General features: G+C 57.8%; 18 protein-coding genes and 1 pseudogene. 6 read left to right on the forward strand and 13 right to left on the reverse strand.

The window, feature by feature from the left end; genetic code table 11:
- The first annotated feature begins 686 nt into the window (after nt 1–686).
- Nucleotides 687–986: a hypothetical protein gene (locus C4J92_RS17635; RefSeq protein ID WP_124404759.1), complete on the forward strand. Its 300-nt coding sequence runs from the start codon at nt 687–689 to the stop codon at nt 984–986.
- Here the strand turns inward: C4J92_RS17635 and C4J92_RS17640 are convergent.
- The 5 genes from C4J92_RS17640 to C4J92_RS17660 all read right to left on the reverse strand — a co-directional run bounded on the left by C4J92_RS17640 (nt 980) and on the right by C4J92_RS17660 (nt 4,935).
- Nucleotides 980–1,345 (reverse strand): hypothetical protein, encoded by a 366-nt coding sequence (locus tag C4J92_RS17640; protein WP_124404760.1) that lies wholly within the window; start codon nt 1,343–1,345, stop codon nt 980–982. The two genes, C4J92_RS17635 and C4J92_RS17640, sit on opposite strands and share 7 nt — an antisense overlap.
- 528 nt (nt 1,346–1,873) lie before the next feature.
- A complete protein-coding gene (locus C4J92_RS17645) occupies nt 1,874–2,329 on the reverse strand; it encodes a thiol-disulfide oxidoreductase DCC family protein (RefSeq protein ID WP_124404761.1) in 456 nt (151 codons plus the stop codon).
- Nucleotides 2,330–2,353: 24 nt separating this feature from the next.
- Nucleotides 2,354–3,025 carry an aspartate/glutamate racemase family protein gene (locus C4J92_RS17650; RefSeq protein ID WP_124404762.1) on the reverse strand — a complete coding sequence of 224 codons (672 nt, stop codon included), beginning with the start codon at nt 3,023–3,025 and terminating at the stop codon, nt 2,354–2,356.
- A gap of 264 nt (nt 3,026–3,289) precedes the next feature.
- Complete coding sequence (locus tag C4J92_RS27250; protein WP_256657422.1) at nt 3,290–3,592, reverse strand: hypothetical protein; 303 nt, start codon at nt 3,590–3,592, stop codon at nt 3,290–3,292.
- Nucleotides 3,593–4,107: 515 nt separating this feature from the next.
- Complete coding sequence (locus C4J92_RS17660) at nt 4,108–4,935, reverse strand: pentapeptide repeat-containing protein (RefSeq protein ID WP_124404763.1); 828 nt, start codon at nt 4,933–4,935, stop codon at nt 4,108–4,110.
- A 300-nt stretch (nt 4,936–5,235) separates the two neighbouring features.
- Between C4J92_RS17660 and C4J92_RS17665 the strand changes: the two genes are divergently transcribed.
- From C4J92_RS17665 to C4J92_RS17685, 4 genes are all read left to right on the forward strand, one after another.
- On the forward strand, nt 5,236–6,366 hold the full coding sequence (locus C4J92_RS17665; RefSeq protein ID WP_124404764.1) for an XRE family transcriptional regulator: 1,131 nt from the start codon (nt 5,236–5,238) through the stop codon (nt 6,364–6,366).
- Nucleotides 6,356–6,964, forward strand: coding sequence for a hypothetical protein (locus C4J92_RS17670; protein WP_124404765.1), 609 nt, complete (start codon nt 6,356–6,358; stop codon nt 6,962–6,964). Before C4J92_RS17665 ends, C4J92_RS17670 begins: the two co-directional genes overlap by 11 nt.
- 613 nt (nt 6,965–7,577) lie before the next feature.
- Nucleotides 7,578–8,243: a hypothetical protein gene (locus C4J92_RS17680; RefSeq protein WP_124404766.1), complete on the forward strand. Its 666-nt coding sequence runs from the start codon at nt 7,578–7,580 to the stop codon at nt 8,241–8,243.
- 231 nt (nt 8,244–8,474) lie between these two features.
- Nucleotides 8,475–9,197, forward strand: coding sequence for a hypothetical protein (locus C4J92_RS17685; protein ID WP_124404767.1), 723 nt, complete (start codon nt 8,475–8,477; stop codon nt 9,195–9,197).
- Nucleotides 9,198–9,258: 61 nt separating this feature from the next.
- On the opposite strand, the gene C4J92_RS17690 is transcribed toward C4J92_RS17685, so the two are convergent.
- From C4J92_RS17690 to C4J92_RS17700, 3 genes are all read right to left on the reverse strand, one after another.
- Entirely contained in the window at nt 9,259–9,492 is a 234-nt protein-coding gene (locus C4J92_RS17690) for a hypothetical protein (protein ID WP_124367724.1), read from the reverse strand.
- Nucleotides 9,493–9,640: 148 nt separating this feature from the next.
- The gene (locus C4J92_RS17695) at nt 9,641–10,357 is read right to left on the reverse strand and encodes a hypothetical protein (RefSeq protein WP_124404768.1); all 717 of its coding nucleotides are present in this window, start codon (nt 10,355–10,357) and stop codon (nt 9,641–9,643) included.
- A 135-nt stretch (nt 10,358–10,492) separates the two neighbouring features.
- Complete coding sequence (locus C4J92_RS17700) at nt 10,493–11,947, reverse strand: MFS transporter (RefSeq protein WP_124404769.1); 1,455 nt, start codon at nt 11,945–11,947, stop codon at nt 10,493–10,495.
- A gap of 133 nt (nt 11,948–12,080) precedes the next feature.
- Here C4J92_RS17700 and C4J92_RS17705 point away from each other — a divergent pair, with 133 nt between their 5' ends.
- A complete protein-coding gene (locus C4J92_RS17705; RefSeq protein ID WP_124404770.1) occupies nt 12,081–13,847 on the forward strand; it encodes a S8/S53 family peptidase in 1,767 nt (588 codons plus the stop codon).
- A 79-nt stretch (nt 13,848–13,926) separates the two neighbouring features.
- Here C4J92_RS17705 and C4J92_RS17710 read toward each other — a convergent pair whose 3' ends face one another.
- The 5 genes and pseudogenes from C4J92_RS17710 to C4J92_RS17730 all read right to left on the reverse strand — a co-directional run bounded on the left by C4J92_RS17710 (nt 13,927) and on the right by C4J92_RS17730 (nt 21,160).
- Nucleotides 13,927–15,333, reverse strand: coding sequence for an amino acid permease (locus C4J92_RS17710; RefSeq protein WP_124367728.1), 1,407 nt, complete (start codon nt 15,331–15,333; stop codon nt 13,927–13,929).
- A 180-nt stretch (nt 15,334–15,513) separates the two neighbouring features.
- Nucleotides 15,514–18,108, reverse strand: a complete 2,595-nt coding sequence (locus C4J92_RS17715) for a hypothetical protein (protein ID WP_124404771.1) — start codon at nt 18,106–18,108, stop codon at nt 15,514–15,516.
- A 44-nt stretch (nt 18,109–18,152) separates the two neighbouring features.
- Nucleotides 18,153–18,554 carry a hypothetical protein gene (locus C4J92_RS17720; protein WP_124404772.1) on the reverse strand — a complete coding sequence of 134 codons (402 nt, stop codon included), beginning with the start codon at nt 18,552–18,554 and terminating at the stop codon, nt 18,153–18,155.
- Between the two features lie 160 nt (nt 18,555–18,714).
- A pseudogene (locus C4J92_RS17725) lies at nt 18,715–20,449 on the reverse strand (OPT family oligopeptide transporter).
- A gap of 84 nt (nt 20,450–20,533) precedes the next feature.
- Entirely contained in the window at nt 20,534–21,160 is a 627-nt protein-coding gene (locus tag C4J92_RS17730) for a glutathione S-transferase family protein (protein WP_124404773.1), read from the reverse strand.
- Between the last annotated feature and the right edge of the window lie 36 nt (nt 21,161–21,196).

Genomic DNA, 21,196 nt, shown 5'->3' on the forward strand with positions numbered 1-21,196 from the left:
ACAGTAGCCCAAGCGTATTACCTGGGCTAAGCTGAGGTGGCAAGCAGCTGAAACTGATGCAAGCTTCAGTTTTTGCTGAGTGCTCAAATGAGTACCTTTTTTATAGTTGTAGCTAGAAGTCTTGCGGTCTTTAATGGGCTAGAGTCGAATGGTTCGATTCCCGTCTCGTTCTCCTCCTGGATTATCTTCAGGCCAGTGAAGACGCCAGCATTATTCGCCATGATGCCTAAACGGCCGAAGTTTCCTACTGCTTGGTTACAAAAACTCGGACATCTGCTGTCAAACCCGCGTCCGCGCGAGCGAAGTTGGCCTTGCCACCTCGCTTGATTGTCAATGCATTCGGGTGGAGATCGATTTCTTCGTCGTAGCGACCAGGTTTTGAATCCGGGCGTGAGAGTCATAGCAAACCGACCCCGCCCCTCTGCCGCAAGCGCTAAGGATATCGCTCTGCCAATATCAGAGCTTGACCCTGGCTCGGTGCACCTGATTGGCTCCTTGTGGCCGTTAGCTGTCAGTCACTCCATAGTCCGCACACCCCCACGAACTACGCCGCAACTGCTGATCGCCCCTCCCCTTGCTCCGGCGCATGGCTCACCACCACTGAGGCAGTTGCACTCCCGAAACTGGGAACGACCCACTGCGCCAGTAAGTCTACCCATATCTCCCCATCGGTAAGGTACAGCGCAATGGACAAGACCATCACCCTGGATCAACTGGCTACCACTGACCTTCGATCTATCAACGAGATATGGCTCGGCGGGGCTCACAGGCCGCTATGTCTATGGCGGGGCGAGCAAGTCTTCACCCATGAAATGCTCAGCGAGGGCACCCACGATCAGAATGTCCGGCGTCTGTGCTTGCAGTTGGTCAACGCTGACGATCAAGGTGAAGTCGCCAGCGTGGAGTCGATCGCCCGCCAACGGCTGGAAAAAATAGGGAAGAACGGCGAGTTCTATCCGGCTGAGGAAGCGGACACTCATCAATAGTCGCCCCGCTTTCCCAGGCTCAGACGCCAATTCCCACCATGTTGGAGACGGCACTCCTCCTCGGAATCGAATCCTACGCAGCGGTGCAGTAACGGCAGATCCACACCGGCATCGCTCAGCGCGGTGCCTGTCAGTTCACGCATTCGCTGGTCTTCTCCCTTCGTCAGGGCTTGCTCCTTGCTTGTTCGGGTATCGAATACCCAGATCACTCGCAGGCTTTGGGGGAAAGCGGCGTAGTTCACTTCATGGGTCAGCCATTCAAAGCCGGGGATTTCAGCCTTGGCGGTTTCACAGGCTTCGGTCAGGGCCGCAACCAGGCGACGTTCGATACCTGCGCTGTCGCGTTTGGTGGAGGGCATTGCGGGCTCCGGTGGGAAAGCGAAAGATGAACCAATAAAAATATTACAGAGTGGCTTTATGCGATCTAGTCTCTATCAGGCAAAACAGCAGCTCATAGGGACGGTAAACAGTACTCATCGCTTAACTAATCGAGGGATCGAACATGTTGAAGTCACTCAATATCATGGCAACTGCATTGGTGTTGGCCGGAATAATCTCCACCAGTGCTTACGCAGCCGACACACCAAAAGCTGAAGCGGCGGCGCGCGGTCAGAGTATCGGCACCGCAACAGTTGCAGCGAATGCTCCAATGCCATGCCCACCTGCAAATCGAGGGGCCAGCGCGACGGGAACCGCGCCTGGCACTGATCATGCCGCCTGCACAGCCGCCAAGAATAATGCGAGACAGGCATTGCGCGCCCGAGTGCCTCAAACCTGCGCGGCTTACATTTCGTCAACCAGACCCTGCGAAGTCGTTAACTAACGCACCTTGGGTTCAGCTTGAAAAGTCCGCCGCAGAACCTGCGGCGGTCACCAAAATCGCAGGTTCAGCAGGCGCCTCCCTTCAAAAAACGTTGTTCATGATCGGGGGCGGGCAACAGGCAGGTGTCATATTTTCCGAAGAGTCGATAGCGGTTTAAAGCAATGCGATCGTAAACCCAATCCCGAATTGGACGTGGGATGCCACGCAACAGCCCCAGTGGGCGCCAGCCGGCAGGCAGTTGGGCAATGATTTCGAAAACGGCATCTGAGCGCACCCAATAGTGCTGGTCGCGAATTACCGCCATGGTATCGAACTGATCCAACGGCAGCCCTGCCCAGGCGAGCAGGGCCTGGCCCTCTGGCGACTGTACAGCCGCCAATCGCACGCGCCGTTGACGATCATGGCGAATCAAGAACCGAGCCCAGCCATTGCACAGCTTGCACACGCCGTCGAAGAGCACCACGGTCTCGCCTGGTTTGAGGAATGGCGCGGGTGAGGGGCGGGTTTGGGAGGCAGGCATGAGCATGGGTCCAATCGGGCCGGGTTATCTCGGATCATACCCGCGTCTGGCACTATTCAGTACCGCGTCCAGTGCAGCTTGTAGCCCCTTTACTGCAGGGGTTAGTGGCGCTGGGCCCGCCGTCACCAACGAAGCTGCGCCGCTCATGGATGCTTGCCCCAACGCCACAATCGATGCGCCTGCCGCATAGGCGCGGTCAGCAGCCTGCGCGATGGTGGCCAGGTAACCGTCGATGTCGCCAGCCTTGAACAGCGCCCAGGCACCAGGCACCCACTGCACCTCGACCGATGCCGTGGTGTGCTGCGCAGCTTGGGAAAACAGACGGGAGGTGGGGTCGAGGGTGGTGTTAACTGCGCACAACACCACAACCTTCCTGCCGCCATGAACGGCCGCCAATGCCAGGGCTTCGTCCGCTCTCAAAATCGGCACCTGGGCGTGTGCGCTGATAGTTTCAATCGCCGGGCCGAGCGTCGAACAGGTGAGCACAACGGCGTCGCAGTGCTGGGCAAGTGAAGCAAGCGCCAGGCTCGTTTCATAGGCTATGTCAGCGGTCAGTTTGCCAGCGTGTTCGGCCGCCGCCAGCAGGTCGGCCCGGACTTCGTGGTGCAGTATATTCGGGCCGATACCCAGCGTTTTCGCGGCAGCGTCAAACACCGCAATATTGCTCTGGGCGGTATGAAGGCAGGTAATCCGCATGGCTCAGGCTCTCAGTAACACAAAAGGTCAGTGGTTCTCACGTGTATCGCCCCAGAAACCCTACAATTTCCTGGACCGCCGGTATGTCCGGGGCACTTCGCAACAGCACATCGTTCGCACACCAGGGATAGGGCAACATGCTCGTCCATTGAAAGATCGAATTACCCGGCTCACTGGGTAGGGATCTCATTTCTTCAATCGTTATGGTGAGCTTCGAGATCAGCTCAGCGTCATCTCGACAAACCCATTCATAATCGCCGAAACCTATCCGCACTGCCCCGGTGGTTTTGTCGACATACACACGAGCCAACCGCAACGGAATACGACGACGTTGCCTGGCGGTGTCCCCAAACAAAACGTATAGATATTTTCATAGCGTTGCGCGAACTGACTTACCAAAGTGGCGGATAGACCATCCAAGCCTTTCACCATTGAAGGGAAGGATATTTCGTCGGTTTTAACATTCATCACAAGTTCTGCATCGGCAGCGAATGCACGACGCAGGAGATGCGGCCGGTTGCCATCTTTGGCAAGAATGTAAGTCTCGATAGCGTGAGTGAGCGACATCACTTGGATTCCATAAAGCGAAGATTGAGGGCATCACGAGCGTACGCCCGCGTCACGATCGCACAACTAACAACACTCCTGCCCATACCAATGACATCAATACTGCGCTCCTCAGCAGCAACGAGATCGAGATTCAAACCGCTATCGGTGGAACAAGCGCAAGGCCAGCAAAATCCATACAACGGACATCATCGTCTTCAAAAAGCAACGAAGCTTCTTCTTCCCAAAATGAAGTGGTGTCGGCCATGGAGCGGCCTAATAGGGCCGACCGACCACCACCCAGTTGTCCGTCACCTCACCTAGTCAAATCCAAGGCAAAGGTCTATCCACATCAGATGATCCAGCCGGCTTTCATTCCCTCGGAGGTAGCTTCTTCTGCGGCACGAGGAGCTAGGCAGTCGCCAAACCGCAAAACTCGAGTACCATAGTTAATAGCAGCCAACCTGCTCCGCCCCACGAAACAGTGAGTTAAAGCCAGGCGCTGAAGGATTCATCAGAAGTTTATGTTTTACGATTCAGATCTCATCGTCTGGCAACCATGGAATAGCCCCTTTCTGGCCAACGTCCCAATTGTGATAAAGAATTTCGCCGCTCACGAACGCCCCCTTAGCCCCAGTAAATATGCACTGGTTGATATTTGCATTGCGTAGGTCAGCTCCGTCGACTTTAGCTCCCAAAAAACGGGCTCCTCGAAGATAGGCACCACGAAGATCCACGCCTCTCAAATCTGCATAGCTGAAGTCAGTTTCCCAGCCATAGGCACCTGGTTGAATTACAGGATCTGCGGTAATCGAATAAAACTTCGCATTTCTGAAGTTCGAGTGACTCGCCTTTTGAACATCCTGGAACCATTGATAGTGTATGAGGCTCCCAGGCGCCTGTAGATAGCTGAAGTCAGGTACTTTTTTGCGTTCGAGAACACGCCCAATTCTGCTAAATAGCAACGAACTGAAATGGAAACCACTGAAGTCCACGCCTCGTTTTTCCGCAGCTAGTGCAAGAGGAACCTGGTCACGGAGGCACTCAACAAGCGCGTCAAATTGTAGTAAAAATCGGGCTCGACGAAAACCTCCTTCATAGGGTTGTCGCCACAAGCCTTGAGAAAAACCATGCGCTGCATATCTCGAAATCAACCGATCTTGAGCGACAATTTTCTTGTATGTCACACCGTATTCTTTAGCAAGAATACGCAGGCAGATGTCTCGGTTGGCGGGGCCCGGGCTGATCAACTGAGCACGAATTGCTCTGTCCAATGCAGAGCGACAACCACTACGCAGCTCGTGAAGCAGAACAGCTGCATCTGACTTGAAAGCAGCAAGCGAAGGGGTATCAGGGAAGTTCATAGCCTAGCCTCTCACGATCAACGCTAAGCCCTAGTATCAGCTGACCATTCAAGGTGGCAGAGGGAGGAAGTTGTAACGACGGTGCAGAGGCTTTTCCAAGCTAGGGCTGAACGCCACCGTCAATGGCGCAAACGCATATTGGAAAAAAAATGAGTCACCGTCAAGCCTCGCATCACTCTCAAGGATTTGGGCCAGATACAAGACTGCCCCCCTTGCGTAGCCGAAATTCTACGGCGTTTTCGCAACAAAAACCGACTATGATGTCTCGGTGCATAGCCTAACAGGACGTCAAAAAAGCACATGAATCTCCAGGCCCTTGGTAATAAGCTGGAACGCTACCGTATCCAACTTCAGCGATCCGTTGACGAAGTCGCAGCCTTCACTGCCATCAACGTTGAGCGCCTGAGTAGTATCGAGAAAGGTGAGTTGGAGCCCACCGGAGACGAGGTGCTCATCCTCGCAGACTACTATCGATGCGATTTCAAATTCTTCATCTCGAACGAGCAAGTCGCTCCGTTCGAACAAACTGAAACGCTCTACCGGGCGCATGGCCGTGAGTTCTCGAAAGAGGATCGCTCTGCCATTCAAGAGTTTCTATACCTCTGCGAAACCGAAGAATTTTTAACCCAAGAGCTCCATGGTGCTGCCAGCACATTTGACTACACGCCACGAGGTAATTACTTCCTTGCTCATGCCGAAGGTGCGGCGAAGGCATTTCGTCAGCAAATGGGTCATTCCGACAGAGAGGTGCCCCGCGACATCTACTCCGAGTTTCGCTCAGTAGGCGTGCATGTTTTCAGACGAAAGCTAGCCAACTCCAAAATTTCAGGCCTGTTTGTAATGCACCCTGTCGCTGGTAAATGCATTTTAGTCAACTACGCCGAGGATGTTTACCGACAGCGATTCAGTGCGGCGCACGAGATGGCTCATTGCATTTTTGACAGTGAAGAAGGGGCAAGCGTAACCATCCCGGGAGACAAGGACATCCGGGAGGTGCGGGCGAATAGGTTCGCCTCCTGTTACCTCATACCTCCAGAAACGCTCAGTTTGCTTCCTGACCCAACTATCTGGTCTGAGGAGGTCGCTCAAGAGTGGGCAAATAAGTTTAGAGTTAGCTGTGAAGCCTTAGGAATCGCCTTGAAGACCTCGAAGCGAGCCGACCTTGAAACGAGTCGGCGTATCCGAGGTTACCGTGTCACTCGACAATCCAAGATAGACCCCGAACTACCCGAGAGCCTTACCCCCCAACAACGCTCCAGAAAAGCTGCGCTTCTCGAACGCGGGCTGTCCGATCATTACGTGCGGCTATGTCTCGATGCGCATAGCCAAGGCATCATCAGCCTCGGCAGACTCGCCGAAGCTCTTCTTTGCGGCTACGGCGAGCTGACGGCACTTACTTCCCTATATGGAAGGACAATACATGGCTATTGATCCATCAAAATTCCACAAGATCAATGTGGCCGACACCTGCTCGGTGTGGAACATTTTGTCTTCGCGCCGGCTGTATGCGGCTGCTCAAGAAGCCAAATGCGAGTTCTGCATGACGGGTTTTGTCCTTTACGAATGCTTGGTCAAACCTCGCACCGCCCCCACTGAAGCCGACCTAGAGTTGAAAGAGCGCCTCAAGCAAGAGCAAACCAAGGGTAAATTTACTTCTCACTCCTGCAGCATTGACGATCTCCAAGCCATTGCAAACCTTGAAAGCCGAAAAAAACTAGGTAAGGGCGAGCTATCATCAATCGCTTTTGCAAGCAGGATTCGTCAAGCCTTCATCACTGATGATCGCAAAGCCAGAGCGCTTTCAGAAAGCGTTGCTCAAGCGATAACGCAGACAACTCCTCATATGCATTCTTGGCTCATTTTCACCAATGTCCTTACAGATGCGGATCACCAGTTGGTTATTTCTCAACATATCGCAATGGGGGGCTCGCTAGCTACGCATCTGGTGACGGCCTATGGCATGGCGCTACAGTGCCGGCTGAACATCCAAGCGCCGAGTAAGGCCACTGACTTCGAAGCTGGGCTTTGAAAAAAGTATCGGGCCCTGCTTGCCACAAAGCCAGTCGAACGAATCATTAAGACTTTTCTGACTATCCTTATAGTGCTCCTATGACCCATCTGCTCTTTGGCTTTGACCTCAAACGCGTCTCGCAAAAACTACATAACAGGGAAAGCCGGCATCAATTTTCCACATATAGGAAACACCACGAGTGGGCGGCAATTCCTACCCTATTTCGATTGGAATCCGGCATGACCAAGGCTCATTGGCAGACATTCATTACCCTGACACTGCCTACTTTGGTGACCTCGGCATCATTGACGTCACTGATCAGCTATGCGAGGTAACGTTTGCAAATGGTATGCGCGTCATTAGCATCAGAAATCCACGGTTAGAGCCCGCCAGCGCCGCCACACTTGATAACCCCTGGTTTCAGGATTACTGCTTCGGACATCCGACGGTCTTGTGAAAAATTTCAGAAACAGGCGAAATCGCTTTTACTGATCCCCATTTTATACTTGGCGGCCAGCCATCTGCATTCTGCCTGCCTAACATCCCGACAGATTTGACCGCGCTAAGTCACCAGAGGGCCGGAGTAAGACCGAAACAACAGGCGAATCGCTAATCAACGTTAGGGGCTAGGATGAACAACACAAAAACGGTGCAACTCTGCGTTTTATGCGGAGAGCGGGAAGCCACGAAAGGAGAAGGTGATCACTTGCCGCCTCAGTGCATTTACCCTAAGCCAAGGCCCTTGGGTATTCCGTGGAATAAAGTTCCCGCATGCACACCTTGCAACAACGCAGGCAGCCTCGACGATGAGCAGTTCAAGCTGATCATCGGCATCAGTACGGGTGAGTTCAGGGAAAATCAACAACCGGTGATTGACTCTCTCGCTGCCACTATCGCCAAAAATATGAGGCTAGCCAGACAGGTGTTGACCAAGTACCAGCGCAGCTACGGTTACCGCTTTGGAAATGCCGTAGCGGAACCACTGGTCGCCGTTCCGTTTGACGGCGAGTCCTACCGCCGGGTCATTCAGCGCATCGTCAGAGGATTGTCTTGGCAGCGAAGCGGCCAGATCTTAAGGCTTGACGCAGAGATTCAAGTTATTTCTGCGCAGCTCATTGATCCGGAGCTCGCGGAGCCGATCAGGTTTCTGCTTTCTCGTGCAGAGCGCGTAGAGCTCAATGACGCAACGTTCGTATACAAATACATACTGGAAGATGATGGCAGTAGCTTCTGGGGCCTCCAGTTCTTCGATAAGCACTTCGTCTTCGCTCTGGTGTCTCCACACGCAGAACCCTAAGGGTCCCCTCCCACATTTAGGTCGTGGAGTATCAGTTAGAGAGGCTTCGGCTCCTGAGCCATCATAGCTTCAGGGCCATGCCGAAGTCGTGTAGATACCTATGCTAGCTTGGGCGCAGCAGCACACGCCTGGATCGGGATCCCCATAGACCGCTACCCAATCAAACACCGCCTTGCCCAGACGGGGAAATGGGCGTTTTATTATGATTTTTACTGAGGCTTACAGCAGCCAATGACCGCCGAAATCGAAAAATACCTGCAGATCAACGCCGAGATCGAGCGAGCTTATAAACAAACAGTGCGCAGCAACCGCAAGCAGAGTCAGGCCGGCAAGGACGCTCGGCTCGAGAGAGGTTACTTCTGGTTCGCCCTGGTCGGGCCGTCGATTCTGTCGATACCGCTGACCATCATTGGCAAGTGGACGCAAGCCTATTGGCTGTACAACGTGAGTTGGGGGTTGATCGCGATATCTTACTTGGCGATGTTTTTCTACCCACTGCTGGGGGTTTTGCTCTACCGCCACTCGCTGATAAAGATCTTCACCGCGCCGTTCGCCAATCTGCTGGAGTGGAACGTCAAAACCCTTATGCAAGTGGAGGCACGTTATTTACCGGAACTGGCAGCCCTCTCGCGCGAGACACTGAAGCTCGGTGCGCTGGAACTTAAAAGCGAACGCGACAGTCTGGAAAGACGCACGCATATGGTGACGGGCGCGCTGGAAAAGGTCGGTATTCTCCCAGGTTTATTGGCGCTCGCTGTAGCCCTTTCAAGCCTGAATACTATGCTGGCCAGCATCGGCTTTACTGCGCATACGGAATGGTTATTGGCGATAGCAGCGACAAATACCTTTTTCTTCGTACTGTGCTGCTATGTGCAATTCATGATTGTGCGCTACGAGCGCATGATCGCCCTCACCGAGCTGGCCGTGGACTGTAAGGATTGGCAAACAACGTGAGCGTTGCCTTGAACCGGGCCCTGATGGCGAACACACAAACGGCATCAGAATCGACTCACCCTCAGCCCTTCAACTCACTGGCCCGATTGCTCGCCGCATCATCGTAAGCCACATACAGCGACTCGGCGATTTGGCTCTTGATAGCCTTGCTGGACTCCAGGCCCAACACAAAACCCTCGGCTTTGCCGCCGGCGCGGTTGAGTTCTTCGTGGGTGGCAGCGCCGGTGATGGCGTCGAGGAGTTTGGCAGCAACGGGGCCGACGCCTTTGGGCAGGGAGATTTGGTCGATGGACATGGCGGTACCTTTAAAAAATGAACGGTAGCGCATAGATCACTGCCGGGATGGGCATGGTAGACCAGCTGGCAAGGAAAGGGGCTACTTTGCGCCGAAAGTGGCTAAATACCTGCCCCGCTCGCTGAGCCTCACACAACCCGTTGCGCCGTTAGTACGCCTGCCCCGCCCGCCGCGCATACATCGCCTGCTCCGTCTCCGCCGTGGCCCGCTCACCTTTGTAGGTCAGTTGAATGATAAAGAACCGTTCTCTGCCACCCTTCACATCCGAGGGGTCATAGGTTCTGAACAACGGCGCCAGATCAATGGTCTTGGCGAAATTTTCGTTGGTCAGGCTGTAGTAGCCCATGCCGCTGCCGGACCAGGGCGAGCCGGCGTCTGTCATGTCGATGGCGGCGTTGCGGAAGGTCACCGCGGCCGCTTTCAAATCAGCGGAGCCATTGAGCAGTTCGGTGAGCCGCTTGATATTCGCGTCGCTCAGCTGACCGGCCTTGTCGATGACTTTCAGGCGGCCATCGGCTTCGACGGTAAAACCATAATCGGTTCTGGCCAGGTCGGGGGCGGTGCTCTTAAGGGTGGATGCGAACGCGGTGAAGGCGCTTTTGAGCACCGCCTGGGCACTATGGAAGCGGTCGACGAAGCGAGGAAATTCCGGTGATTCGGAGCGGCCGACCCACACGTCGGTCACCTGCGGTGGCTCGCTCGCAGTTTGGGCGGCTTCGCTGGGATGATAGATCGCCGCCGGCCCGGCATTTGCCAAGGGTTGCTTGGCCGCCTCCGGCAGTACCGGGGGCGTCAGTTTCTGCTCGGAAGGCGCAAGTCGGGTATTGGCAGGGGCTATAGCGGAAGCGCTGACGGAGAGTGTCATTTCAATCTGTCCATGATTGGCGGGTTCATGGAGGTTATCGACGTGAAAGGCTCGATCTTTAGACCCGCTCGGGACGTAAACAACCGTCGTTGCACCTTGAGCACCAACGGCCTGGGCGCGCCCACCTGCCTGCCCTCAATCAGCCGCCTGCGACAACGGTCGCGCCACCTGCTCCAACGCCTTGCGCTCGGCCGCCACGCCCCAAATCGCCTGCACCAGGGCAGCCGCACACATCAACGCCGCCCCGATCAGATACCCTACGAACAAACTCCCGCGCTGTTGCGTCTGTATCAACTGCCCAAACAAGGTCGGCCCAATGATCCCGCCCAGCCCCGTGCCGAACGCATAGAACACTGCAATTGCCAGCGCGCGTATCTCCAGCGGAAAGGTCTCGGCCACGGTCAGGTACGCCGAACTCGCCGCTGCCGAGGCGAAGAAGAAGATCACCATCCAGGCCACGGCTTGCTGGGTCACGTCGAACCAGCCTTGCTGGAACGCGTAGCCACTGAGCGCCAGCAACACGCCGGAGGTGGCGTAGGTGAAGCTGATCATGACGCGCCGGCCGACCACGTCAAACAACCGCCCCAGCAGCAGCGGCCCGCAGAAGTTGCCGAGGGCGAGCGGCAAGACGTACCAGCCGACGCGCTCGGCGGGCACGTCATAGAAGTCGGTGAGCACCAGCGCGTAGGTGAAGAAGATCGCGTTGTAGAAGAAGGCCTGGGCAGTGAGCAGTGTCATGCCGACCAGGGCGCGACGGCGAAAGCTGACGAACAGGGTGTGGAAAATCTCCGCCAGCGGTGTGTGGTCGCGCGCGTGCAGCCGCAACGGCGGTGCGGTCACTGGGGCCAGTGCGTGGCCTTGTTCGCGCAGGCGCGCTTCGATGCCTTCGACGATGCGCTGCGCTTCGTCGTGCTGGCCATGGATCAACAACCAGCGCGGGCTTTCCGGCAGCCACAGGCGCATCACCAGGATGATCAGGCCCAGCGCGGCACCGATGCCGAAGCACAGGCGCCAGCCGAGGTCGCCACCCACGACCTGCGGGTCGAGCAACACGATGGCGCCACCGGCCCCCAGGGCTGCGCCCAGCCAGAAGGTGCCGTTGATGGTCAGGTCGACCCAGCCGCGATAGCGCGCCGGGGTGAATTCCTGGATGGTCGAGTTGATTGCGGTGTATTCGCCACCGATGCCCATGCCGGTCAGGAAGCGGAACAGCAGGAAGGTTTCCAGGTTGAAGGAGAACGCTGTGGCTGCGGTGGCGCCCACGTAGAGCCACAGGGTGATGAAGAACAGTTTGCGTCGCCCCAGACGGTCGGTTAGCCAGCCGAACAGCAGCGCACCCAGCACGGCGCCAGCGATGTAGACGCCACCGGCAAGGCCAATGTCGACGTTGCTGAAGTTCAGGCCGGTGCTGCTTTTCAGCGCGCCGGACACCGAGCCGGCCAAGGTCACTTCCAGGCCGTCGAGCAACCAGGTGATCCCGAGGGCGAACACCAGCAAGGTGTGGAAGCGGCCCCAGGGCAAGCGGTCCAGGCGCGCGGGCAGGTCGGTCTCGAACAGCGTGCCAGGGGTGTTTGAGTGTGGCTGGGTCATTGTCACATCCGTCCATGTGCACTGCCTCGTCCAGTTAGGAGTGAGGCTGTGGCAAGGGAGTTCAACGTGGTCGCGCTGAACGAACGGCGGGTGGGTGGAGTCGCAGTATCAGGCCCCGGCAAGGAACCCACTGATGCCCCTGAATAACGCTGCCCTCGCGATGCTGCTCACCCTGGTCGCCAGCACGCCGGCCATGGCCCAGGAGCCGCTGCGACTGGAAAACCTGAAACGCTGCGGCGACCTGCTGCAAAGCCGGGAGCAGGATTGGTGCCTGAGTGCGCGCGGGCTGGGTGAAGCAACGCCGCAGGTGAAACTGGCGGGCAAGGCGCTGCCGGCGCAAGCCCTCCAGCGTGACGGCGACCAGTTGCGCCTGCGCCTGGACAGCACGCACTACCAGAGCGGCCCGCTGTGGCTCGAAGACGGCCCGCGCGCCAGCAACGCGGCCTGGCTGACCCTGCGCAATAGCCATGTGGTCGCCGCCGGGCCCAGCGAAGTGGCGAAGAACATGGACGGCCTGACCACCTATGTCGACCTGGTCAGCGTGCTGATCGAGGAAGACCATGATGGCCGCCAGGAAGCCGAGCGCCTCGCGCGCAAATACGGCGCGAGCGTGGTCGGCAGTATTGCGCCGCTGAACCTGTTCCAACTGCGCCTGCCGGCCACCGACCTGCTGCAGCGCGACGCCTTGGTGCTACGCCTGGGCAGCGAGACCAGCGTGGATGCGGTGGTGATCGAAGAATCCGCCGCCGAAGAAACCGAGCACGCCGCCACGCGCCACGAAAAACCGCAGAAGCCATCGCCCGACTCCGATGAATGGGCCGCCAACCGCTTTCTCGATGCGGTGGCTTATTATCAGCGGCGCATTCCGGGCCAACACACACCTATCACGCCGCAACCGGTGCGCATCGGCCTGATCGAGCGCGGCGTGGATTTCGACACCGCAGATTTCGCTGACTACCTCGGCGCCTGCGCCCCCAGGCGTACCTGCGTCTACGCCCGCGATACGGGTGCGGCGAGCAGCCATGGCACCACCGTCGCCGGTATCCTCGCGGCAGGCTGGGACAACGGCGGCAACACCGGCTTTTTGCGTGGGCTGGACCAGGCCAGCGGTGGCTTCGACGTGATTGTCGAGCGCAACTCCGATGCCGGCATCACGGCCAACATCGCCGCCTCGGTCAACCTCGTGGAGGACGGAGTGCGCGTACTCAACTGGAGCTGGGGCATTCATCGCGTCGGAACCAAGGACGTCAACGGCAATGACGTCGACTCGCTGGTACGCTCCGGGATCGCCATGAGCGGCTACGAAGAACTGCTCGAAGAGTTCTTTCTGTGGCTGCGCAAGGAGCATCCCGACGTGATCGTAGTGAACTCCGCCGGTAACGGTTCGGCATTCTCCGGCAGCGACGAGTACCGCCTGCCCTCCTCCTTCATCACCGAGCAGCTGCTGGTGGTGGGCGGACACCAGCGTAACGCGCGCAGCGATGTTGCCGTCGATGACCCGGCCTACGCCCTCACGCGCAGTTCCTCGAACGTGGACATGCGCGTCGACATCACCGCTGCCGCCTGCGCCCACGCGTCCACGACCGACGCCGGCCAGGAAGGCGCCGTGCATTGCGGCACCTCCTACGCCACGCCGATGGTCGCAGGCTTGCTGGCGGCGATGCTGTCGATCAACCCGCAACTGCAACCCGAACAGCTGCGCATGCTGTTGCGCCGCAGCGCCATGGCGATCGGCGAGAACCACGACTTCGAACGCAGCGACGCCCAGGATCTCACCGCGCCGATCCTTCCGTCCGAGCGCAACTACCAGCTTAACGACAAGGATGTCGGGCGCTCGGCTCGGTTGGATATGCAGAAGGCGCTGGACCTGGCGGTGCAAAGCCGGACGCGGGTGCGCTGAACCGCACCTGATCGTTCCCACGCTCTGCGTGGGAATGCCTCCTGGGACGCTCCGCGTCCCACCTACTGCGCACAGATGATCAGGAATGCTCCAGCGCCACCGGTTTGACCGCCTGCCCCTGCTGACGCGAAGTGACCAGGCCGATAAACGAGATCACCAGGGCCAGGCCAATCGTCGAGGACACTTCGGTGCGGTGTTCCGGCGTCACCATCATCACGGCCAGCGCCGCGCAGATGAACACGATGACCAGATAAGTCAGCCAGGGAAACAGCCACATGCGAAAGGTCAGCTCGACGTTCTGCTTGAGCAGCAGCCGACGCATGCGCAGTTGCGAGATGGCGATGACCAGATACACCAGCAACGCGATGGCACCGGAACTGGCCAGCAGAAACTGGAACAGGCCAGCGGGCATGAAGTAACTCAGCAGCGTCACTCCCGCACCCAGGATGGTGCTGGCGATCACCGCCGCCCTGGGCACGCCCGCCGCTGAAGTGCGTTTGAGGGCGCGTGGCGCATCGCCGCGTTTACCCAGGGAGAACAGCATGCGCGAGGAGATGTAGATCGAGGAGTTCATGCAACTGGCCACGGCGATCAACACCACCAGGTCGACCATGAACTTGGCGTTGGGAATGTTCATCAACTCCAGCGCACGCTGGTAAGAGCCCACGGATGCCAGCAGGGGATCGTTCCACGGCACCACGGAAATAACGATCGAGATCGACAACAGATAAAACACGCCGATGCGCCAGATCACCGAGCGGGTTGCCTTGGCGATGTTCTGCGCCGGGTTGCTCGATTCGGCCGCGGCGATAGTCACCGCCTCGGTACCGATGAAGCTGAACATGATGGTGATGAACGCCCCCACCACGGCCGACAGGCCATTGGGTGCAAAGCCGCCGTGCTCTTGCATCAAGCGGCTCAAGCCGCTGGCTTCACGATCCGGAATCCAGCCCATCAGCACGCTGAACCCCAGGCCGATGAAACCGACGATGGCGATGACCTTGGCCATCGCGAACCAGAACTCGAACTCGCCATATTTGGCAACGCTGAACAGGTTGGTGATCACCAGCAAAATGATCGACAACAACGCAAACAACCATGCATCGACCTGAGGAAACCACTGATTGAGCACATGCCCGGCAGCCAGCGCCTCGATCGGAATCACCAACACCCAGAACCACCAATACAACCAGCCGATGGTGAAGCCTGCCCAACGGCCAATGGCCTGGTCGGCATAGGTGGAAAACGAGCCGGTGTCGGGGCGCGCCACCGCCATCTCCCCGAGCATGCGCATCACCAGCACCACCAGCAGGCCGGAGCACAGATAAGCCAGCAACACCGCCGGCCCCGCCGCCGCGATGGCATGCCCGGAACCGACAAACAACCCCGCGCCGATGATGCCTGCGATGGACAACATGGTGACGTGGCGCGGCTTGAAACCCTGCGCCAGCTGAGCGTTGGAATCGTTGGAGTTGAGACTATTCATTGTTTTTGTGGTTCTCGGGCGACCAATACCCCTCACCTTAAGTGCGCAGGACAAAGCCAAAGTAGCCTGAGCGCGGCATCATCATGTCTGATCTCGACATCGGCCAAGCGACTGCAACGTTTGAGGGCACAGCATGCGCACCGGGCAATCAATGGGGACGCATGATTGCCCGACAGCCCATCACGCTGCTGTACTGGACTTGAATAGCTCGCTCACGAGGTCAGTTGCCGCCCCATGCCCGAAGACATCAGCGGAATCACGCTGGGAAGGATCCAGTGTGCCTTCGGCTCTGATACTTTGCCCGGTATAAACCAACGTTCCTTCCAGCACTTCGACCGCGCTGTGATAACCCAAGCCGACCAAAAATGCACCCGCCCCTGCCGCACGCGCATAGCGCTGGTCCTGCTCGGCCGGCGCCAAGACCGACATAGGCATGATGGTGCCAGCGTCTTGAGCGCGCGGACCATCGGGCAGCGCACCCACGTATTGATCGTGTGCGCTTACGCCGCGCAGCATGTCCCAAGCCTGTAAAATCTCGGCCGGCGACGCTGACATATGCCCGACAAGCGGCTCGGTCGTTTCTTTGACACGGGCCGTCCCAATGTCAAAAACCGCCCAGCGATTGTCAGGAATACGTTCAGATGCGGGGACATTGAGTGCCTTATCCGCTTCCAGCCCGCTGTTATGTACGCCTGCTCGAAAAGGCATGTCGGCCGGCGAATTGAACGAACGGACCTTTCGTTCAGCGCGTTTATCCGGGCCGACAACCGCAGAGCCGCCTTGCTCACGCAAGCGCTGGATGGCGACAGTATCCGGCACCTCCAGCCCCTGGGCTTTGAGCAGATGGTTGAGGGCTGTCATCAGCCCCTCGTCTGCATTGGCGGGGGTGGTGTAAAACCCGCCGATATCGCCCATCAGTGCGATAACCACCGCTCTATCGGTGGCGCTCGCAGCCACGCCGCCCGTTGCCGCCTGCGCGCCTGCGGCTCGCGCCAATGCTGCAAGCAAGTCATCCGTCGTTTTTCCAGCCAGCAGCCGTCCTTCCCCCAACAAATGAGCACCCATCATTTTCTGATGTTCTGCGCTCAGGTTCGAGACCACGCGATGCAACACCTTGGCTGCCGCCGCAAGCTCTCCGGTCAGGATGTCACTGGGCTTGTAAAGCACGTTTCTCGCCGCGACGGTCTGTGCGAAGGCCAACTCTCTGGTGGTTGCCCGGGAAGCCAGTCGCGCCGGGTCGCCATGGGTGATTTGCAGGTGAGCGGCGTCCTTGGCCTTAAGCACATCATTAAAGGCAGCGGCGTCTTTCGCGGCATTTTCCAGGGCGTGATAATTCATGAAAAGCTTATCGCCAATATGCTCGAACCCGGGTCTACCCGAAAAATCCTCAAGCAATTTATTCTGGACCTTCGGATGCGTCAGCGCGTATGAAATTTCATCCATCGAGTGCCCGCCATCCACGTAAATGAACAGCAAGGCCTGGATGGCCAAATAGGTTTCAAGGTCGTCAGGGTGTGTATCGGCATGCACCGCTTTGCAAGCACGTACCGCCCCCTGTTCAATCACGATTGAACCCGACGGCCCGTTGACGTAAGTCCCTGTGCCTTTTTCAAAAAGCGTCTTCATATAAGAACCGGGTTGGGACGCATCAGGATGTTCAGGATCCTGCATCTCAAGCCTGTCGGGGCAACGGGTGCTGGCGCTGGCTAACAACTGGTTCTTGTAGTCATTTTCATACGTAATATTAAAAGGTTCGTTCAGGCGCAAATCCCTGGGCGCCGCGTCGATGTTTCGCAAAATACCGACGTTATAACTGTCTGCCTGCCTGAACAGGTTGCCTTCTCGGGCATTGAGTTCTATACGGCCCTTGCCCGGTGCCCTGATGGGATCAAACACACCGTCCCAATGACCTGCCGGGAGTTTTGCCTCGGCATCCGGTTCATTTTTCAGCGCGTAGCTCAAATATCGGTGTTTGTAGATATCAAACAAGGCCGCTCTGGCCTCGGGTGAAATATGCAAGGTTTCCAAGGTTTTCTCGGCACGCGTGTAGAAACCCTGAAGCTGATCCAAACCGACGATGCGGGTGTCGAAACTTTGATTTTTCCAAGCGGCCTGATATTTCTCGAACAACGGTGCGCTGACATAGTTGTCCTTGATGTAATTCACTTGGTTGTTTGAGATAGCGCAGAAGGTTTTATAAATGTCCGGCGAGCGGAAGTAATCCTGCAACGCATGTTTGGCATAGTAGCTTTCGAATGCACGCCGTACCGGGTCGTTGACCATTTTCAGCTTCATCGCACCGTCAGCAGCTTGCGCTGAGCCGTTGACGACCAGCTTGACCAGCTCTGCTTTACGCTGATCAGGATCGTGGATACTGCGCAGTCGAGTGAGAATTTTCTGAGTTTGGGTTTCAGTCGGCCCCGCCATCCTGAACCTGTTCAACCCCAGGCTCAGCGCACCATCCTTGATTAACGCCTTGCCCGGCAAGATACGGTCCTGAGAGTATTTTTCAACGATATCACTGGTGATAACGGCGTTATAAATGGCGCCATTTCTGATTTGCGCGGGCTGCGTGTCGCCGTAGAGAAAACTGACCGGGCGCGCCTGCCCCTCAGCGTTGAGCGTGACTGTGGGCACTGCGTTCGACTGCAATTCAATTGGCTTGTTTTTCAGGTAATCGAAGTTCTTCACAAACTCGACATTCTTCAAGTTGCTGTCAGGGTCAGACGCTAGTTCGGCCGACGCTCTTAAAACGGTAGTATTGTTAATCGGCACAGTGTTCACTCCCATTGGATAAGATAACTAACGTCGGACGATGCTTACTTGAAAATGCCGTGCAGCGATATCATCAGCCTGAAAAACCCATCCAACGCCCCCTGCAGATGTGTGGCTGAACCACTACACATATCATCCAGCAAAGCCTTGACTTCGTAACCACGTAGACCTTTACCCAACACGGCCTGGCCCGTGACCACCGATGGCAATGGGTGTTGCAGTGCAAGCAGCAGTTTTTCCGCATGAGTATTCAGCGTGGCGCCGTTCAAGGTAGTTAACTCACTCCACATCCACACCCTGTGATGATCAGCAGTCAGCATGATCGGGCTGATAGTTTTAAAGTTAAGTACGATCGACGAGTGACGATCAAAGTGCCCTATTTTTTCTTGGGGCACGCCAAAATCCAATAAAGTCTCGCGCAGTATTTTCGATATATCAGAATTCACAGCCTATGCCCTCAAGCGTCAGCCACTGTGCCTCAAGCGGTTATAACCGACCTTCCTGAATTATCCAGATGCCCCCTTTCAATGCATGTAAGAGGGGCGGACTATGAGTGGCGAACGTCCACGAACAGTTCCACCTGGCGACTCACGCACCGTTCGTGCGTTAACCCGCCTGCATCATCATCTGCCACAAGGAAGCCCCGACGCCGGTGATGCTCTCGCCGGCGATAAGCCCGGCCGCTGCGGTAATCGCAAAACGCTCGGTAAGGCTTGGCCAACGGCAGCTGATCACCCAGGTCACCACCGCCCCCAACGCCATCATCAGCGACACGGAGGCCGGCAATACAAACGCCAGTCCCAATGCCGCAGCGCTGGGCAGATAGCGGGCACGATCGACAGGCAACATGCTGTCGAGCACACCCAGCACTGCACCGATCAAGGCCGCGATGGCAATCGCCCAGCGAATGCTCGGCGACAGTGAGTCCAGCCCGTGGGTCAGGGTTTGCGCCACGGCTTTCCAGGTGGCCACGGCCGGGGCCGGCCATTGCTCGGTGAGCAGCATGCTCTGGGGGTCGGGGATCAGTGCCAGGTAGGCGAATACGCCGACGATGCTGCCGACGAAAATCCCCAGGATTTGCGCGATAACCTGCTTGTGTGGCGTGGCGCCAATCGCCTTGCCCACCTTGAAGTCGTTCATCAAGTCCGTGCATTGCCCGGCCGAACCGCCGGCCGTGTTGGCGCTCATCAGGTTGATCGGCACCTGCCCCGGGCGCGACGATGCCGAAGCTCAGTTGGGACAACTGACCGATTGCGCCAATCGGCGGTATACCAGTGGCCCCCACCACCCGCGCCGCCACGGCAGCCAGGCAGATTGCCAGGGGAATGGTCAACAGCGCCATCCACAGGTTGATACCGAACAACAGCGCCTGCAGGCTCACCACCAAGCCGATCGCCAGGATGAAGCCGGCGGCGGGGCCCGGCTTGGGCAGCGTCCACGGCGTGCCGCCGCCAGCCTTGGTGGAGCGGTGCAGCGCCCACAAGCGAATCGCCAATGACGCCAGAGTGGAACACACCATCAGGCTCACCCCTGGCCACAGCAGCCATTCCACCAGCGCGGCAAATTGTGGGCCGCTGCTGCCCGCCGGAATGTTCACCAGCCCTTGCGCCAACAGCCATGGCCCCAGCCCGCCCCAGGCCAGCACGGCGCCGAGCAGCAAGGTCAGGCCGACGCGAATGCCGATGATGCCGCCGAACCCCAGTAACAGCAGCGAAGGGTCTGCGCTAAACGTCAGTCGCTCAAGCTGTGCGGTCGGCGACCAGCGCGGCAGCGCCCACAGGAAGGTATCCACCCACTTGACCAGCCCCGACAAAATGGCGGCGCTGAGCAGCACTTTCAAGCGTGTCGCGGCTTCGCGCCCGTGGTTGTAGATATGCAGCAAGGTCTCCAGGGTGGCCATGCCTTCGGGAAACTTCAACGCCTTGTCATTGAGCAATGAGGGCCGCAGGTACCACGCGATCCAGATGCCCAGGAAGCTCACCGAAAACACCCAGGCGATCATCGGGATTGCCTCCAGCTGGTTGCCCGTGAGCAAGGTGTAGGCCGGGATGGGCGCGACCAGCCCGCCGGAAATGATCGACGCGGCCGCCGAGGCGACGGTTTGGTTGATGTTGCTTTCGTGCAGCGTCCACGGCACCGCCGCAGCAGAGCGTTTGGCCAGGCCCTGCCAGACCGCATAGCCAATCAGCAACGCGATGATCGACATGTTGAACGACCAGCCGATCTTCAGGCCCGCGTACACATTGGACGGGGTCAGCAGGATACCGAGCAGGATCCCGGTGATGACTGCCCGCAGGCTGAGTTCGCGTTCTACGGGTTGGGTTGACGAGATGGGATGCATGCAGATTCCTTTCGACCAGAAGACAGCGCCACTGGTTAAGTGAGCGCTGCCTGGCGCAAAGGTTCAGCGGTCCTTCATGCGCCTCTATTTGGCGAACGCATACTCACCGCCCTGCTCCACCGCCTTGCGATAAGCCGGTCGTTGCTGGAGCTTGTCTACCCATGCCGCCAGGTTCGGGTACGCCTGCAGCTTGCCCTGCGCCTTGGCAATCTCGCCGATAAAGCTCATCTGGATGTCCGCACCGGTCAGTTCGTTACCCACCAGGTACGGGGTTTGCCCGAGCACGTCATTCAGGTAGCCGAGGTAGTTGGCCAGCTCTGATTCAATGCGCGGATGCAGCGGCGCGCCGGCTCCACCCAGGCGCCCGACGTAGAGGTTGAGCATCAACGGCAGCATGGCCGAGCCCTCGGCGAAATGCAGCCACTGCACGTATTGGTCGTAGCTGGCGCTGGCCGGATCGGGCTGCAGTTGGCCGTTGCCGTGGCGGCGGATCAGGTAGTCGATGATCGCGGCCGATTCAATCAGTACACGGGAGCCGTCCTCGATCACCGGCGATTTGCCCAGCGGGTGAATGGCCTTGAGCTCGGGTGGCGCGAGGTTGGTTTTCGGGTCGCGCTGGTAGCGCTTGATCTCGTAGGGCAGGCCCAGCTCTTCGAGCAACCAGAGGATGCGCTGGGAGCGCGAATTGTTGAGGTGGTGAACGGTAATCATAGGGGGCAGCTCCGTTAGGGTTAAGGAGAAGACTAC

It is taken from the genome of Pseudomonas sp. R3-18-08 (assembly GCF_003852065.1).
Lineage (GTDB): Bacteria > Pseudomonadota > Gammaproteobacteria > Pseudomonadales > Pseudomonadaceae > Aquipseudomonas.

What these genes read in the sequence shown, in the direction of transcription:
- C4J92_RS17635 (WP_124404759.1), top strand. Translation starts at nt 687, where the DNA reads ATGGACAAGACCATCACCCTGGATCAACTGGCTACCACTGACCTTCGA.
- C4J92_RS17640 (WP_124404760.1), bottom strand. Translation starts at nt 1,345, where the DNA reads ATGCCCTCCACCAAACGCGACAGCGCAGGTATCGAACGTCGCCTGGTT.
- C4J92_RS17645 (WP_124404761.1), bottom strand. Translation starts at nt 2,329, where the DNA reads ATGCCTGCCTCCCAAACCCGCCCCTCACCCGCGCCATTCCTCAAACCA.
- C4J92_RS17650 (WP_124404762.1), bottom strand. Translation starts at nt 3,025, where the DNA reads ATGCGGATTACCTGCCTTCATACCGCCCAGAGCAATATTGCGGTGTTT.
- C4J92_RS27250 (WP_256657422.1), bottom strand. Translation starts at nt 3,592, where the DNA reads ATGTCGCTCACTCACGCTATCGAGACTTACATTCTTGCCAAAGATGGC.
- C4J92_RS17660 (WP_124404763.1), bottom strand. Translation starts at nt 4,935, where the DNA reads ATGAACTTCCCTGATACCCCTTCGCTTGCTGCTTTCAAGTCAGATGCA.
- C4J92_RS17665 (WP_124404764.1), top strand. Translation starts at nt 5,236, where the DNA reads ATGAATCTCCAGGCCCTTGGTAATAAGCTGGAACGCTACCGTATCCAA.
- C4J92_RS17670 (WP_124404765.1), top strand. Translation starts at nt 6,356, where the DNA reads ATGGCTATTGATCCATCAAAATTCCACAAGATCAATGTGGCCGACACC.
- C4J92_RS17680 (WP_124404766.1), top strand. Translation starts at nt 7,578, where the DNA reads ATGAACAACACAAAAACGGTGCAACTCTGCGTTTTATGCGGAGAGCGG.
- C4J92_RS17685 (WP_124404767.1), top strand. Translation starts at nt 8,475, where the DNA reads ATGACCGCCGAAATCGAAAAATACCTGCAGATCAACGCCGAGATCGAG.
- C4J92_RS17690 (WP_124367724.1), bottom strand. Translation starts at nt 9,492, where the DNA reads ATGTCCATCGACCAAATCTCCCTGCCCAAAGGCGTCGGCCCCGTTGCT.
- C4J92_RS17695 (WP_124404768.1), bottom strand. Translation starts at nt 10,357, where the DNA reads ATGACACTCTCCGTCAGCGCTTCCGCTATAGCCCCTGCCAATACCCGA.
- C4J92_RS17700 (WP_124404769.1), bottom strand. Translation starts at nt 11,947, where the DNA reads ATGACCCAGCCACACTCAAACACCCCTGGCACGCTGTTCGAGACCGAC.
- C4J92_RS17705 (WP_124404770.1), top strand. Translation starts at nt 12,081, where the DNA reads ATGCCCCTGAATAACGCTGCCCTCGCGATGCTGCTCACCCTGGTCGCC.
- C4J92_RS17710 (WP_124367728.1), bottom strand. Translation starts at nt 15,333, where the DNA reads ATGAATAGTCTCAACTCCAACGATTCCAACGCTCAGCTGGCGCAGGGT.
- C4J92_RS17730 (WP_124404773.1), bottom strand. Translation starts at nt 21,160, where the DNA reads ATGATTACCGTTCACCACCTCAACAATTCGCGCTCCCAGCGCATCCTC.